This is a genomic window from Corynebacterium sp. LK2537 (assembly GCF_040946485.1).
Lineage (GTDB): Bacteria > Actinomycetota > Actinomycetes > Mycobacteriales > Mycobacteriaceae > Corynebacterium.
In genome coordinates, this window is record NZ_JAYWLQ010000001.1 from 268,028 (window position 1) to 283,200 (window position 15,173).

13 protein-coding genes are annotated in these 15,173 nt (G+C 67.6%); 6 read left to right on the plus strand and 7 right to left on the minus strand.

Features of this window, described 5'->3' with window-relative positions; all coding sequences use genetic code 11:
• Window positions 1-6 precede the first annotated feature (6 nt).
• Window positions 7-2,133 (plus strand): fructose-specific PTS transporter subunit EIIC, encoded by a 2,127-nt coding sequence (locus VVS03_RS01285; protein ID WP_368533915.1) that lies wholly within the window; start codon window positions 7-9, stop codon window positions 2,131-2,133.
• A 127-nt stretch (window positions 2,134-2,260) separates the two neighbouring features.
• Window positions 2,261-2,530: an HPr family phosphocarrier protein gene (locus VVS03_RS01290; protein ID WP_368533914.1), complete on the plus strand. Its 270-nt coding sequence runs from the start codon at window positions 2,261-2,263 to the stop codon at window positions 2,528-2,530.
• Window positions 2,531-2,629: 99 nt separating this feature from the next.
• Here VVS03_RS01290 and VVS03_RS01295 read toward each other — a convergent pair whose 3' ends face one another.
• The 4 genes from VVS03_RS01295 to hflX all read right to left on the minus strand — a co-directional run bounded on the left by VVS03_RS01295 (window position 2,630) and on the right by hflX (window position 8,243).
• Window positions 2,630-4,372 carry an FtsX-like permease family protein gene (locus VVS03_RS01295; RefSeq protein WP_368533913.1) on the minus strand — a complete coding sequence of 581 codons (1,743 nt, stop codon included), beginning with the start codon at window positions 4,370-4,372 and terminating at the stop codon, window positions 2,630-2,632.
• A 3-nt stretch (window positions 4,373-4,375) separates the two neighbouring features.
• The gene (locus VVS03_RS01300) at window positions 4,376-5,017 is read right to left on the minus strand and encodes an ATP-binding cassette domain-containing protein (RefSeq protein WP_368533912.1); all 642 of its coding nucleotides are present in this window, start codon (window positions 5,015-5,017) and stop codon (window positions 4,376-4,378) included.
• Between the two features lie 410 nt (window positions 5,018-5,427).
• Window positions 5,428-6,711, minus strand: coding sequence for a uracil-xanthine permease family protein (locus tag VVS03_RS01305; protein WP_368533911.1), 1,284 nt, complete (start codon window positions 6,709-6,711; stop codon window positions 5,428-5,430).
• Window positions 6,712-6,746: 35 nt separating this feature from the next.
• The gene (gene hflX, locus VVS03_RS01310; RefSeq protein WP_368521226.1) at window positions 6,747-8,243 is read right to left on the minus strand and encodes a GTPase HflX; all 1,497 of its coding nucleotides are present in this window, start codon (window positions 8,241-8,243) and stop codon (window positions 6,747-6,749) included.
• 292 nt (window positions 8,244-8,535) lie between these two features.
• Here hflX and VVS03_RS01315 point away from each other — a divergent pair, with 292 nt between their 5' ends.
• Entirely contained in the window at window positions 8,536-9,279 is a 744-nt protein-coding gene (locus VVS03_RS01315) for a hypothetical protein (RefSeq protein ID WP_368519420.1), read from the plus strand.
• A gap of 99 nt (window positions 9,280-9,378) precedes the next feature.
• Complete coding sequence (locus VVS03_RS01320) at window positions 9,379-9,948, plus strand: hypothetical protein (protein WP_368519176.1); 570 nt, start codon at window positions 9,379-9,381, stop codon at window positions 9,946-9,948.
• Here the strand turns inward: VVS03_RS01320 and dapF are convergent.
• The 3 genes from dapF to VVS03_RS01335 form a co-directional block, all read right to left on the minus strand.
• Window positions 9,945-10,790 (minus strand): diaminopimelate epimerase, encoded by an 846-nt coding sequence (gene dapF, locus VVS03_RS01325; protein WP_368519175.1) that lies wholly within the window; start codon window positions 10,788-10,790, stop codon window positions 9,945-9,947. The two genes, VVS03_RS01320 and dapF, sit on opposite strands and share 4 nt — an antisense overlap.
• A gap of 69 nt (window positions 10,791-10,859) precedes the next feature.
• Window positions 10,860-11,768, minus strand: coding sequence for a tRNA (adenosine(37)-N6)-dimethylallyltransferase MiaA (miaA, locus tag VVS03_RS01330; protein WP_409338160.1), 909 nt, complete (start codon window positions 11,766-11,768; stop codon window positions 10,860-10,862).
• Window positions 11,768-12,424, minus strand: coding sequence for a hypothetical protein (locus VVS03_RS01335; RefSeq protein ID WP_368519174.1), 657 nt, complete (start codon window positions 12,422-12,424; stop codon window positions 11,768-11,770). The genes miaA and VVS03_RS01335 overlap by 1 nt, the downstream gene beginning before the upstream one ends.
• Before the next feature lie 197 nt (window positions 12,425-12,621).
• Between VVS03_RS01335 and VVS03_RS01340 the strand changes: the two genes are divergently transcribed.
• On the plus strand, window positions 12,622-13,977 hold the full coding sequence (locus VVS03_RS01340; protein WP_368519173.1) for a DUF349 domain-containing protein: 1,356 nt from the start codon (window positions 12,622-12,624) through the stop codon (window positions 13,975-13,977).
• A 5-nt stretch (window positions 13,978-13,982) separates the two neighbouring features.
• The gene (locus VVS03_RS01345; protein ID WP_368519172.1) at window positions 13,983-15,173 is read left to right on the plus strand and encodes a GNAT family acetyltransferase; all 1,191 of its coding nucleotides are present in this window, start codon (window positions 13,983-13,985) and stop codon (window positions 15,171-15,173) included.

The following is a 15,173-nucleotide window of genomic DNA, read 5'->3' on the forward strand; positions in this document are numbered from 1 at the left end:
TGTCTCATGGCTTCTGAGATCATCACCGCCGACCTGGTGGCCCTTGATGCCCACTTCGGCGATTCCGTCGACTCGGTCATCACCGAGCTGGCCACGCTGGTGCACGCCACCGGCCGCGCCACGGAAATCGACGGCCTGGCCCAGCCAGCCATCGAACGCGAGTCCAAGGGGCGCACCGGCGTGGCCGGGCAGGTCGCCATCCCGCACTGCCGCTCCGCCGCGGTCACCGAGCCGACCCTGGCGTTCGCGCGCCTGGCCGACGGCGTCGACTTTTCCGGCCCCGACGGTGACGCGAACTTGGTCTTCCTTATCGCCGCTCCCGAAGGCGGCGGCAAGGCCCATCTGAAGATTCTGTCCAAGCTGGCCCGCGCGCTGGTCCGCCCGGACTTCCTCGAGGTCCTACGTACCGCCCAGCGCCCGGAAGAAGTCGTCGAGGCCGTCCTCGGCGTGGTCAACGCGGAAAAGAAGCCAAAGAAGCCGGCTAGCGAGGCGGCCGGCACCGCCGGGGCCACCGCGGTCACCGGTGCCGCTGCTGCTAACGGCACTGCTGCCACCGGTGCACAGGAGTCGGCGTCCGGGGCCGCGGTCACGCGCATCGTGGCGGTGACCGCCTGCCCGACCGGTATTGCCCACACCTACATGGCAGCCGACGCGCTGACACAGAACGCGGACACCCGCTCCGACATCGAGCTGCACGTGGAGACCCAGGGATCTGCCAACCAAGAGCCGCTGCCCGGCAGCGTCATCCAGGCCGCCGATGCCGTCATCTTCGCCACCGACGTCGGGGTCCGCGACCGCGAGCGCTTCGCCGGCAAGCCGGTGATCGAGTCCGGGGTCAAGCGCGCCATCAACGAGCCCGGCACCATGCTGGATGAGGCCGTGGCGGCCGCGCAGAACCCGAACGCCCGCAAGGTCAGCGGCACCGCCGCAGCCTCCTCCAGCGAATCCGAGGAAGGCGCGAAGCTGGGCTGGGGCAAGCGCATCCAGCAGGCGATCATGACCGGCGTGTCCTACATGGTCCCGTTCGTGGCCGCCGGCGGTCTGCTGCTGGCGCTCGGCTTCCTCTTCGGCGGCGCCGACGTCGCCAACGGCTGGCAGGCCATTACCACCGACTACTCCCCGACCAACCTGCCGGGCAATACCGTTGAGGTCGACGGGGCGATGATGGAATTCCAGCGCTCCGGGATGATGCTCTACCTGGGCGCGGTCCTGTTCGCTACCGGCCAGGCCGCCATGAGCTTCATCGTGGCCGCGCTGTCCGGCTATATCGCCTTCGCACTGGCCGGCCGCCCCGGCATCGCCCCGGGCTTTGCTGGCGGCGCCATCGCCGTGCTGCTGGGCGCCGGCTTCATCGGCGGCCTGGTCACCGGTCTCATCGCCGGCCTGGTCGCCATGTGGATCGGCAGCTGGAAGGTCCCGCGCTGGCTGGGCTCCCTGATGCCGGTGGTCATCATCCCGCTGTTCGCCACCCTGGTCGTCGGCGTACTGATGTACATGCTGCTGGGCGCACCGCTGGCCGGCATCATGGAGGGCCTGCAGAACTGGCTGCGCTCCATGACCGGCTCCTCGGCGGTCCTGCTGGGCCTTATCCTCGGCCTGATGATGTGCTTCGACCTGGGCGGCCCGGTCAACAAGGCGGCCTACCTCTTCGCCACCGCCGGCCTGTCCACCGGCGACCAGGCCTCCATGGAGATCATGGCCGCGGTCATGGCCGCCGGCATGGTGCCGCCCATCGCCCTGTCGCTGGCCACTTTCGTCCGCAAGAACCTGTTCACCCCGGCGGAGCAGGAAAACGGTAAGTCCGCCTGGCTGCTGGGCCTGTCCTTCGTCTCGGAGGGCGCCATCCCGTTCGCCGCGGCCGACCCGTTCCGCGTCATCCCGGCCATGATGGCCGGCGGCGCCGTCACCGGTGCTATCTCCATGGGCATGGGCGTTACCTCCCGCGCCCCGCACGGCGGCATCTTCGTGCCCTTCGCTATCTCCCCAGTCGGCAGCTACTTCCTGGCGATCGTCGCCGGCGTGGTGGTCTCCACCATCTGCGTGCTCGCCCTCAAGCAGTTCTGGCCGAACAAGGCCGTGCGCGAGGCCGCCGCGAAGGACGCCGCTGCCCAGGCGGATCCCGTCACTGCTTAAGGCAGGAACGCCCCGCGGTGCTACCGCGTCCGTCACAGTCGCGCGCCCTCCGGCGCGGGGCGTGGCACGCGGAACTAGCGCGCCGTAGACTGGGGCAGAAAACAACCGATGAAAGGATTGATTAATCATGGCTTCCAAGACCGTCAAGGTAGGTTCCTCCGTGGGCCTGCACGCCCGTCCGGCTTCCATCATCGCTGACGCCGCCGGCGAGTTCGACGAGGACATCTTCCTCAACCTGGTGGGCGAAGACGATGACGACGAGACCGATGCCGCCTCGTCCCTGATGATCATGGCCCTGGGCGCCGAGCAGGGCGACGAGGTCACCGTCACCTCCGAGAACTCCGAAGCCGTCGAGAAGATCGCTGCCCTCATCGAGAAGGATTTGGACGCCGAGTAAAAGGTCCTGAAGCTGCAGGCTGCGGCCTGCAGTAATTAGCAAGGAAATCCCGCCCTCGCGGCGGGATTTTCGCATCTCTAAGCGCCGGGACGCCAGTGTCTAGGGCGCTTCTGCGCCGCGCTCGTTCTTGTCGGGCGTCGGCAAGAAGGCGGTCGCACTCGTGCCTAAGAAGACGAGGACAAAGAGCACCCATAGCCCTGGGGGAAGGTAAGGCAGCAGCGCCCCCGGGTATCCCGAGACCGCGACATGGACGGCGACCGTGTACCAGATGCCCACCATCAGCGCTGCCAGCATGGCAACACAGTACGGGAAGAGGATGGCCCAAAACTCCGCTCGCTGGATCGCGCCTTGGGTACGGCCCAAAAGACGCAGTGGTGAAAAGAACGCATGCAGATTGGCCCGCTTGCCCATCACAGAGACCGCGAGGACCAGGCAGATCGCCAGCAGAGTGTAGGCCGCGGTGGGGACGAAGCCGGCGGTTCCGTCACCGTGAGGCCCGTACATGATCTGGCTATCCATATCTACGTGCCGTACCCAATCCCGCGCGGACTCTACCCGGAGATGATCCGGTACGTTAGCCGATTCTGCGACCACGGGAAGCCCCCATTTCGGTTCGACCGGAGGCTCGTTAGAGATACCAGAGAACGGCACCTTGAAGTCCGGGTAGAAGGGGCTGTGGGCTTTCACCGGCTCCGCGGGCGAGAGTAGTTCTCCTATCACGTGGTCATTCGAACCGGCCAGAGAATAGTCAGACGCCTTCTCCATCGGTACGGAGGCCTCCCCCGCGGCCTCGTAGTCCGAAGGCTGCCAGTAGACCACCCCACGGCAGTCGTCGCCGATCTCCTCGCATACGCTGTCTGCTTCCTGCGCTTCAAGCAGGCGAAAATCTTGGCCAACGACGACTGGAACCGCTTGGAAATTCTGGGAACCTACGAAATTCGCCGCCCATAACGAGGTCTGGGCACCCGTGAAGCCTGCCAGCGGAATGGCCACGAGCGCGGTAGCTAGCCCCACCCTCGAAGTCGTCCCGACAGTTTCGGAGGAGCGGATGCCCAGCGCGGGTGCCGACCATCCGCTCACCTTTTTGATCGCCGCGGCTGCCCAGCGAGCTAGCGCCCGGGCGAGAGGGCCGGCAAGTGCGACAGCGAGGAACGGCAGGGTGAAGACGAAAATCAACACGACAGGCCCTGGCGGAGTCGTCACCATGCACCAGATTCCCGCGGCAACGTTGACCACTGCGAGTACTAGGCGAACCAGCCCCACCAGGGACTTGGACTTGCCTGCTGTCGCAGCTCCTCGATCCCCGGTTTTGACCAGCACCTTGTCGACGTTGAGAATCCCCACGCCTAGGAGGTACAACGGGACCAAGACCAGCAGTGACGACCAGGCGACGTCAATGGGCGAGCCCCAGTGATCTGGGAGCTGCTTGTTGAGCCCGAGGAGAATCACCTTGAAAAGCGGGGTCGCCAACAACCGTCCCAGGACGACCGCCGAAACGCTTGCCAGAAGCGCCAGGCACACCCCTTGCAGCAGCAGGTGCCTGGTGAAAAATCCTCTGCCTATGCCAAGAATCCGCAGCGCTTGCACGGTATCCCGGTGGTCAGCGATAAAATTCTGATGCGCCAACCGGACACCGGCGAATGCCGGGATGATCGCAATCAGGCTCATATTAGTCACGCCGGCCTTGAAGTCGCTGCTTCCGCCAGTCGAGAATGCGACGTAGAGAATGGTGCCGACGAGCGTGCCTATTACTACCGCTGCCAGTACAATTCCTCCGATGAAGGGGCGCGCCGTTACCGACAGCTCTCGCCGGTAGGCAGCGGTGGGAGTCATTGTCTTCATGGGCTATGCCCCCATCTGCAGCAGCGTTTCTGCCTGCCCGTCGAAAAGCTCGCGGTGGGAGCAGTAGACCACTATCGCTCCCCGCTTCGCCGACTGGCGCAGCAAGTCCTCGACCACGGTGACATTCGCGCCGTCAAGCGCACTGACGGGCTCATCCATGAGCACCAGGTCCGGTTGGGAAGCTAGTTCCTGGGCCACCGCAACGCGCTGGCGCTGACCCCCGGAGAGCTCCGCCGGCAGGGCTTCTGCGAAAGGCTGCATGCCCAACGTGCCAAGCAGCTCTTTCCTGCCCTGGGAGTCGAGACCTCGCCCGGCGACGTGAACCGCCAGCTCGAGGTTCTCCCGGCAGTTGAGGCTAGGCAGGAGGGTCGGTGCCTGCGGTGCGTACCCGACGTGCGCGGCGCGCCATGAGGTTAGTTTCTTGGCCGCACCTTTTCCGAACCGTTTACCGTCGATGGTGACCCGGCCTTCACTGGGTGAGCGCAGACCGGCTAACAGGTCCAGAACCGTGGATTTACCGCTTCCCGACGGGCCCCGGACTTCGTAGATGCCAGGCCGCGACAACGACAGCGAGGCATCCCGCAGAATATACGGCCCATATTTTGAGTATCGAAAAGAGACACTGTCCCAGTCGATGTGCGACACCGGATTCTCTCCCTTCCGACAAACACGCGGCATCCCGCCAGCCAGACCCCGGCCCGCGACGAAAGACTCCCTCCGCTACCCCGGTGGCCGTCAGTTCTGCTTGCACAGGCGGTAGCGCTCAGTAGGCCTCACGGTGCTTGTCATCATGAAAATATAAGAACTTAGTCATGCTCTTTTGGCAGACTCCATTCGTACCCGAAAGTCGCCATTGCCTCGCCCTATTCCACCGATATTGAACAGATTTAACGCGAAATTCACTTCATAGTCACATACTTAGTGACGCCACCCGGTGGTCCTATTGATTTTCTCTCCTCGACCGCGCAGCCGTGCGCACGCACTTTAGAGCTTCTAAGATCGCGAAAAGCGCTGTCTAGAAAACCAGACAGCGCTTGAGCTGATTGAGCGGGAGCCTAATACTTCGCGTTCTGCCCTTCCCCGACGTGGTCGTAGAGGCGCTTCATGATGGGGTAACCGACGATAATGCCGACGGAGCCCCAGGCGATGCCTTCGAGGGTGACGCCGAAGACGTCGAGGGTGAGGTTGCCAATTCCGGCGATGAGCGCCACGGCGGCCGCGGTCAGGTTGACCGGGTTGTTGAAGTTGACCTTGTTGTCCATCCAGATGCGCACGCCGAGCATGCCGATGAGCCCGTAGAGCACCAGGGTGGCCCCGCCCAGCACGCCGGTGGGGATGGTGAAGATGAGGGCGCCGAATTTCGGGATGAACGCCAGAGCGATGGCGGTCAGGGCTGCGACGAAATAGGCGGCGGTGGAATACACGCGCGTGGCGGCCATGACGCCGATGTTTTCCGCGTAGGTGGTGGTGCCGGAGCCGCCGAAGCCGCCGGCCAGCGAGGTGGCCAGGCCGTCGGCGAAGAGGGCATCGCCCGCCAGGTCGTCGAGGTCCCGGTTGGTCATCTCCGAGACGGCCTTGACGTGGCCGACGTTTTCGGCGATGAGGACGACCAGCACCGGCAGGGCCACCGCGATGGCCGAGAGGTTGAACTCCGGGGCGTGGAACTGCGGCAGGCCCACCCAGGCGGCCTCCCTAATGGATTCGCCGGCAGACGGATCCAGGTTGCCGGTCAGCGCGGCAAAGGCCCAGCCGACTACGACGCCGATGAGGATGGACAGGCGCGAGACCATGCCGCGGCCGGCCACCGTGGCCAGCAGGATGACCACCAGGGTCACCGCGGCCACCAGCGGCTGGCTGGAGAAGTTCGCAGCCGCGTTCGGGGCCAGGTTCAGGCCGATGAGGGCGACGATGGCGCCGGTCACGGCCGGGGGCATGACGGCATCGATAACGCGCTTGCCCGCGGCCTTGACGATAAGGCCGATGACAACCAGCGCCAGGCCGGTGCACATCACGGCGCCGGCCTGCACGCCGATGCCCTGGGCCTGCGAGGCGGACAGCGGCGCGATGAAGGCAAACGACGAGCCCAGGTAGGACGGCAGGCGGTTGCGGGTGATCGCCAGGAAGAGGATGGTGCCGATGCCGGAGAACAGCAGCGTGGTGTTGACCGGAAAGCCGGTCAGGGTGGGCACCAACAGCGTGGCGCCGAACATGGCCACGACGTGTTGCATGCCGATGCCGATGGTGCGCGGCCAGTTCAGCCGTTCTTCCGGGGCGACCACGGCCCCCGGGGCGATCTTCTTTCCGTCACCGTGGACGGTCCAACCGAAAATATTACTCACGAGTCTTCATTATGGATCACCTGCGCCAGGCGGGGTTAATCCACGCGAAACTCGGTTAACTCCGCCGCGACCTGCTGCGGCACGCGGGCGCTTATCCGCGTGCCCTCTTCCGAGTAATCCTCGCTGCGCACGGTGCCCTCCTCGTGGAGGCGGGCTACGACGTCGCCGCGGGTGTACGGCACGAGGAGTTCGACGTCCGCGTCCAGGGTGTTGAGGAAGAGCTCGACCCGGGTGGTCAGCTCGTCGACGCCCTCGCCGGTCTTCGCCGAGACGAAGACCACGTTGTCGCGGTCCAGGGTGTGGCGGACCTCCGCGAGCACCAGGGGATCGGCCTGGTCGATCTTGTTGATGACGATGATCTCCGGCGGCGGGTTCTCCCCTGTCTCCTTGACGATGTCGTAGATGACCTTGTTGACCGCGGAGATCTGCTTGAGCGGGAAGGGATCCGAGCCGTCGACCACGTGCAGCATGAGATCCGCGCCCAGCACCTCCTCTAGCGTGGACTTGAAGGCCTCGACCAGCTGCGTGGGCAGGTGGCGAACAAAGCCGACGGTGTCGGTGAAGACCACCTGGCGGCCGTCGCCCAGCTGCGCGCGGCGGGTGGTCGGATCCAGCGTGGCGAACAGGGCGTCTTCCACCAGCACGCCCGCCCCGGTCATCGCGTTGATGAGCGAGGACTTGCCGGCGTTCGTGTAGCCGGCAATGGCGATCTGCGCCACCGTGGACGCGGCGCGGCGGGAGCGCTTGACCTCGCGCGCGGTCTTCATGTTCCGCAGCGCCTTGCGCAGGCGGGCCATCTCCGTGCGGATGCGGCGGCGGTCGGTCTCGATCTTGGTCTCACCCGGGCCGCGCAGGCCCACGCCGCCGTTGGAGCCGGCGCGGCCGCCCGCCTGGCGCGACAGGTTGCCGCCCCAGCCACGGGTGTGCGTGTAGAGGTATTCCAGCTGGGCGAGCGAGACCTGCGCCTTGCCCTCCTTCGACTTCGCGTGCTGGGCGAAGATGTCCAGGATCAGCATCGTACGGTCGATGACCTTGGTGTTGAGGGCGCGCTCCAGCGCGGTCAGCTGGCCGGGGTTGAGCTCGCCGTCGCAGATGACCGTGTCCGCGCCGGTGGCCTCCACGATCTCCTTGAGCTCCTTGACCTTGCCGGAGCCGATGAACGTACCGGAGTCCGGCTTGTCGCGCTTTTGGTAGATGAGCTCGACGACCTCGGCGCCGGCGGTCTCGGCCAGGGCGGCCAGCTCGTCCAGGGTGGCCTCGACCTCAGCGATGGTGCCCTCGGTCCACACCCCGACCAGGATGACCTGCTCCAGGCGCAGCTTGCGGTACTCGACTTCGTAGCCATCCGTGGTGTCCTCGGCGCGGATTGTGGTCTCCCGGGTCACGCTGCGCAGGGCGTTGCGCTCTGCCAGGTCCATCTCACCGGTGCTTAGTTCCTCGTCTGCGTGCGCGGGCCGTTGCGGCGCGTTATCGCGGAAGGCGTGGGCGAGCAGCTTTTCGTGCTCGTTACTAAATTGTGAAGATTCAGTCATATTGGTGCTTATTCTTCCACGTCACTGCGCTAAACCCCAAGTGACACCGGCTAGCTACAAACCGCCGCTTCCGTGGGGTGCCACCTGGGGGCAGCGGGCAGGCCCGGCGGGCGGGCGGCGTGAATTTAAGTGCCAGCGTACGGAGGGATAGAATATCGACATGACTACGCATGCCAGCCAGTCCGGCCCGACGCCCGCGGCCGAGAAACCAGACTCTCCCCAGCAGCCGAACCAGGCAGTACCCACCGCCCGCGCCGGGCAACCGGCCGGAGTGGCACACAAGCTGCCGGAAATGGCGGCCTTGGGCTTTAACTTCGACCGCTGGCAACAGGCCGTCGAGGCGGCCATCGCCACCGATCACCTGCAGGTCACCGGCGAGGTCCGCGGCGGGCAGCTCATCCAGTTCACCGACCCGAGCGGCGCGCAGCTCAACATCCTCGCCGTGGAGCCGTTTGCCACCTTCGTCGGCTTCAACGCCGTGACGCAGTCCTTCGCCCACGTCGACATGGTCAACGACGTGCTCGCCCACCTGGAGGTCATCGACCCCTTCGGCACGGTGCTAGCCACGGTGACCGCGAACCTCGCCCAGGGCCCGCTGCTGGCGGAGGAAGAAACCCAGCAGTGGCAGCAGGTCAGCCTGACCGCCTTGGCGCTGGAGACCCGCCGCTACGACTCCGCCGAGGCCTTTGAGGCCGAAACCGGCGAGTTCCCGGCGGTGGCCAAGTCCAGCGGCGCGGAGATCATCGCCTCCGGCTCCGGCGCCCAGGCGCCGACCCCGGCCTTCGAGTTCGCCGGGCGCGTTATGGAAAGCCAGTGGCTGACCAACGAGCTGACCGGCCAGCGCTTTGCCCACGTGGTACTCGACGGCGCCTTCCCGCTGGATGTTTGCCTGCCCGACGACGGCGGCGAGCTGCCGGCAAAGAACACGGTCCTGGCCGGCTCGGCCCTGCTGACGGCTAGCGTGGCCGCCCCTACGGGCGGGTGTGGATCCGGCGGCGGCTGCGGTTGCGGCTCCGGCGGCTGCGGCTGTTCCTAAGCCAAAGACTGTCTCACACGGTAAGATAACCCTCAAAGTACCGACCGTTTATTCGTAGCTTCCGATATTTGACCGCCCTTTTAAGGAGGTGACCTCCCCATGCCACTGCCCTTCCCCCGATCCGCAGGCCAGCGCCGCGCGCTAGCAATCGTGTTGACGATCATCGCCGCCGCCTTCCTCATCGGGCTGCTCAAGGTGGTCGGCCTGATAGTCGCGCTCCTGCTGGCCGGCGCGGTGTGGGTCATGCTCTCCATGCGCCCGGACGCCCACGAGCACCGGGTGCTGCGTTCTTCCATTCAGCTGTCGGCGGAAGACATCACGGACGTCATGGACGAATTCGATCACTTCAGCAACGCCCAGGATGCCGACACCATCGCGGACCGCACCCTGCACCGCCCGGCGCTGCTGGACTACGACTGCGGCGACGAGGCGGTGGAAAGGTTCCACTACCAGTACGCCTCCGCCCGCCGCTTCCTCAACCGGCTCAATGCCCGCTTGGCCAGCACGGAGCTAGAAACCCAAGACCTAGAGTCGCTGCTGCGGGTCACCGACCAGCGCGCGCTCGATATCAAGGAGTCCTGGATTAACGCCCGCCGGTCTGCCCAGCGGCTGGGCACCCGCTACAACGGCGAGGGCCCCGACAACCGCCTGGGGGGCGAGGCCAGCTAGAGGCTCGTCTCCCCGTCGGCGACGATCCGCGACGGGCCGGTCAGTACCGAGCCGCCGTCGGTGATGGTGACCTCCACGGTCCCGCCCGGCACGTGGACGCGCAAGGTGCCTTCCCCGCGGCCGGCATCGGCCAGCGCGGCGCGCGCGGCGGCCACCGTGCCCGTACCGCACGAGCGCGTCTCCCCCACGCCGCGCTCGACCACGCGCATGTGCACCTCGCCGTCTGCCGCCGGGGTGACGATCTCCACGTTGACACCTGCCGGGAAAAACTCCGGGTCCCAGGTCGGGGTGCCCAGTTCCCACTCGGCAAGTTCGGCGGGTTCCAGGCCCGGCACGACCGCGGCCAGGTGGGGGTTGCCCACGTCCACGCCGAGGCCGGCTACCCGGTGGGTGCCCACCTGCGCGGTGGAAAGCCCCAGCACCTTCGCCTCGCCCATCTGCACGCTGACGGTGGCGTCGGTGGCATCGGCAGCATGCACGGTGACCTTCTTGGTGCCGGCGCGGGTGCCGACGTTAAAGGTGGCGCTATCGACCAGCCCGTGGGCGCTGAGCCAGTGCGCGAAGACCCGGGTGCCATTGCCGCACATCTCCGCCACGGAGCCGTCCGCGTTGCGGTAGTCCATGAACCAGTCCTCGCGCTCCAGCCCGGCGGGCAGCGCCTCGATCTCGCCGGCCTCCAGCAGCTGCCCGGCGCGCACCACGCGCAGGATGCCGTCCGCACCCAGCCCGGCGCGCCTATCGCACAGCCGCTGCACGCGCTTTTCGGGCAGGTCCACGAGCTCCTCGAAGCTCGGGATGATGAGGAAATCGTTCTCGGTTCCGTGACCTTTGCTAACTCGCATGGCACCGAGTCTACTGCTTGAGTCCCGCACCCAGCGGGCGGGGTTGGGGCGCCCGGGTCGGCGCGGCTCCTAGCCCAGGCCCAAGGCCTGCTGAGCCTCGGCAAAAGTGTCGCCGGCCGCGTCCAGCCAGTAGATGCGCTTGTCCCGGCGGAACCAGGAGCGCTGGCGGCGCACGTAGCGGCGCGTGCCGAAGGTGGTCTTTTCTTCCGCCTCGGCCAGGGAGAGCTGGCCGTCGAGGTACTGCAGGACCTGCGCGTAGCCGATGGCCCGGCCGGCCGTGGACTCCGCCTGCAGGCCCACCTCCTTGAGGCCTTCGACCTCGCCGACCAGCCCCTGGGCGAACATCTGCCGGGTGCGCAGCTCAATCCGCGGGTTGAGCCACTCGGCCGGGGCGTGCAGGCCCAGCAGCCGGGTCCCCCAGCGGGGCGGGGCGTTCTTGGGCGGCTGGCTGGCCTGGAAGGGCCGGCCGGTCAGCTCGATGACCTCCAGGGCGCGCACGGTGCGCCGCGGGTCCTGGTCCTCGATGGTCTCGGCGGCCTGCGGGTCCCGCTCGGCCAGCAGGTCGTGCAGGGCGGCCGTGCCGATCTCTAGCCGGAGGTCTTCGTATTTCTGGCGGACGTCCGGGTCCGTGGGCGGGAACTGCCAATCGTCGACCAGGGACTGGACGTAGAGCATCGACCCGCCGACCAGGATGGGGGTCTTGCCCCGGGACCGGATGTCTTCCACGTCGGCTACCGCCGCGGCCTGGTAGCGGGCCACGGAGGCGGTCTCCGTGACCTCCCAGACGTCCAGCTGGTGGTGCGGGATGCCTTCGCGCTCTTCGACGGAAAGCTTGGCCGTACCGATGTCCATGCCCTTATACAGCTGCATGGAGTCGACGTTGACCACTTCCCCGTCGAGTGCGTGCGCCAGGGCCACGCCGAGGGCGGACTTGCCGGAGGCCGTCGGCCCCACCACGGCAATGGGGGTCGGCAGCATTAGGCCACCTCCCAGCGCGCGACGTAGCGCCCTACACCCAGGGAGTCGTCCGCGGCGAGAAGCTCCGCCGCCCGCAGGCCCCGGCGGGAGGCGTACTCGGCCAGCTCCAGCCAGGGCTCCGGCTCGACGATGCCGGCCTCGGACAGCTGGCCCGCGTCCCACTCCGGCGGGTAGGTGTTTACGCCGCCGCGAAGCAGCTCGCAGCACCACTGGTGCACCGCGGCTGCTGCGGGCAGCTCGGCCAGCGGGGCGCGGGCGTCTAACCCGGCGCTGCCGTCGACGACGACCACGGTGATGGCCTGCGGATCGGGTGCGGTGAGGTGCTCGCGCACGGCGCGCACCTCTACCCCGTCGACGGGCTCGGTGACGTAGCGGGCCACCAGCTCCGCCAGGTAGTGCCCGGCCGAGACCCGGACGTGTGGGGCACCCCAGGCCGCGAAGGAGCCGGCGTGCTCGGTCCGCCAGCGCGGCGCCTGCGAACAGACCAGGTCGACCGGCACGCGCACGTGCTCCGCCCCGTCGTTCGCGCGGAGCTTAACCGCCGCCTGCCACAGCGCCGTGCGGGCGTGGTCGAGCAACTGGGCTCCGGCGGCATCGCTGGGCGCGAGTTCGCGCACCAAGGCGGGGGAACCGGGGATTATCACGAGGGTAGACATACGCGGATAATCTTAGCCGCTGCCGGGGCTGGCCCACAGTTCGCCCGCCCGGCTGGGAGTCCGCACGTGGCGGGTGAATACCGGGTAAAGTAATGAATCGGCACTTCGCGCATTTTTAGGGCGCGAAATCGCATACTCCCGTTAAAGGCAGCCGTGTCGCGCGGCGGCGATTTTTGCACAAGGATGGTGTTTGACTCATGGCTCCTCAATCACAGGTACCGCACCCGGGCAACATGCCGAAGCCCGGCCCTCGGCCGCAGGCCCCGAAGCCGGGTCAAACCCCGCGGCCTGGGGCAAAGCCGGCCGCGCCGGTAGCACTGTCCCAGACGCCGAAGTCCGACCCGTCTAAGTGGGGCCGCGTGGCGGACGACGGCACCGTCTACGTCACCACCGGTGACGGCGAGCGCGCCGTAGGTTCCTGGCAGGCCGGCACGGCCGCCGAGGGCCTAGCCCACTTCGGCAAGCGCTACGACGACCTGGCCACCGAGGTCGAGCTGCTCGAGGCCCGCCTCCGGGCCAACCCGCAGGAGGCCGACTCCATCAAGGACACCGCCGCCACCCTGCGCGCGGATCTGGCCACCGCCGCCGTGGTTGGCGACCTAGACGCGCTGGACAAGCGCCTGGCCGCCATCATGGACCACTCCGCCGCCGCGCGCGAGAAGGCCCAGGCCGACAAGGCTGAGCGCCGCGCCGCGGCCATCGCGGCTAAGGAAAAGCTCGCGGCCGAGGCCGAGGAGATCGCGGAGAACTCCACCGAGTGGAAAGCCGCCGGCGATCGCATCCGCGCCATCCTGGACGAGTGGAAGACCATCAAGGGCATCGACCGCAAGACCGATGACCAGCTGTGGAAGCGCTACTCCCGCGCCCGCGACGCCTTCAACCGCCGCCGCGGCTCCCACTTCGCGGAGCTGGACCGCTCCCGCGCTGCCGCCCGGAAGAAGAAGGAAGAGCTGGTCGAGCGCGCCGAGGCGCTCCAGAACTCCACCGACTGGGGCCCGACCGCCCGCGCCTACCGCGACCTGATGCAAGAGTGGAAGGCCGCCGGCCGCGCCCCGCGCGAGGTCGACGATCGCCTCTGGGCGCAGTTCCGCGCCGCCCAGGACCACTTCTTCAACGCCCGCAACCAGGTCAACGCGGAGCGCGACAAGCAATTCGCCGCCAATGCCGCGGCCAAGGACGCGCTGCTGGCGGAGTACTCCCCGCAGATCGACCCGGCGGCCAACCTCAACACCGCCAAGGCCAAGCTTCGCGAGCTGCAGGAGAAGTGGGAGGAAGTAGGCTTCGTCCCGCGCAACCAGATCCGCGAGTACGAGGACAAGATCGCCGAGGTCGAAAAGCGCGTCTCCGACGCCGAGGAGTCCCAGTGGCGCCGCACCGACCCGGAGGCCCAGGCGCGCGTGGATCAGTTCCGCTCCCGGGCGCAGGACTTTAACCAGCAGGCGGATGCGGCCGCCGCCAAGGGCAACACGCAGAAGGAAAAGAAGCTGCGCGCCCAGGCCGAGCAGTGGGAGCAGTGGGCCCAGACCGCCGCCGCGGTGCTGGATGAGCAGTAAAACCCGTGCCTGATTTCTCCCACCTGCACCTCGCCCACCTCGCCGCTCCCCGCACCACCGATGGCCGCCCGGTTGCCCCGGGCCAGCCGGCGGTCTTCGCCGCGCCCAGCGACGCCATCCGGACGCTGAGCTTCCTGTCGAACCTGGCCGCCCAGGAGGCCACCGGGGATCCGGCGGCCTCCATGTCCGCGGAGCTGGCGCTGCACGCGCTGTGCGGCACCCCGGAGATGCTCACCGATCTTTTCGCGGTGGTCTCCGGGCCCGTGCCCGTGGGCGAGCTCTCCCCGCTCGGCTACCCGCTACTGGCCAGCACCGGTGAGATCCCGGAGCTGGATTACATGGGCTTTATCCAGCTCAGCCGCCCGCAGCTAGAGGACCTAGACAACGTCGAGCTCGACTGCGTTCTAGACGCGGGCTACCTCCCTCTGCCGGGCACCCCGCTGGAGCCGGAGGCCGCCGATCTCTTGGCCTGGATGCTGGATAACGGCTGCGAGCTCGCCCAGCGCCTGGGCCGTGTCCGGGTGCTCACCGGAATGATGCACGCGCCGGACGACGAAGTCCTGCCCGCCTCCCTCGCGGAGGTCTTCACCCGCAGTCGCTTTAGCCGCCGGCACGCCGAGACCCAACTGGTCACCCGCATAACGGAGGCGGGCGAACTACCCTCCGCGGACTCCCCGGGTCTCCCCGGCCTGCCGGACGGGTGGCAGTTCGCTGCCTTCCACAACTACGACCTGCCCGCCGATATCAAGCCCCAGGTCGTCGAGCTGCTCACGGTGGCCTCCCAGGACGCCGACTACGGGGAGATGACCGTCGAGCCGGTGGATTGGACTGCCGACCGGCTCAACGAGGCGCGCCGGCGCGTGCACGAGCGCCGGTCCGAGACCGTCCTCGTGGCGGCTATCGATGCCACCGGGGCCGCCCGCCGCGTGCGCAACCTCGTCGAATGCGGCCGCCACCACGGCGGGCACGCGGAGATCGCCGAATGGACGCTTATGGTCACCGACCGGGGTTGGCGCCGCCAGGGGCTGGCCACGGCGACCGCGAACGCCGCGCTAGTCATGGCCCGCGACTTCTGGCCGGAGCTCAACCGGGTCTACGGCTCCGCCGCGCTCAGCGACGTGGCCTCCCGGGCGCTGCACGCGCGCCTGGGCAGCCGGCCCATCGCCGTGACCACGGCCTGGCAGCGGGACCTCTAG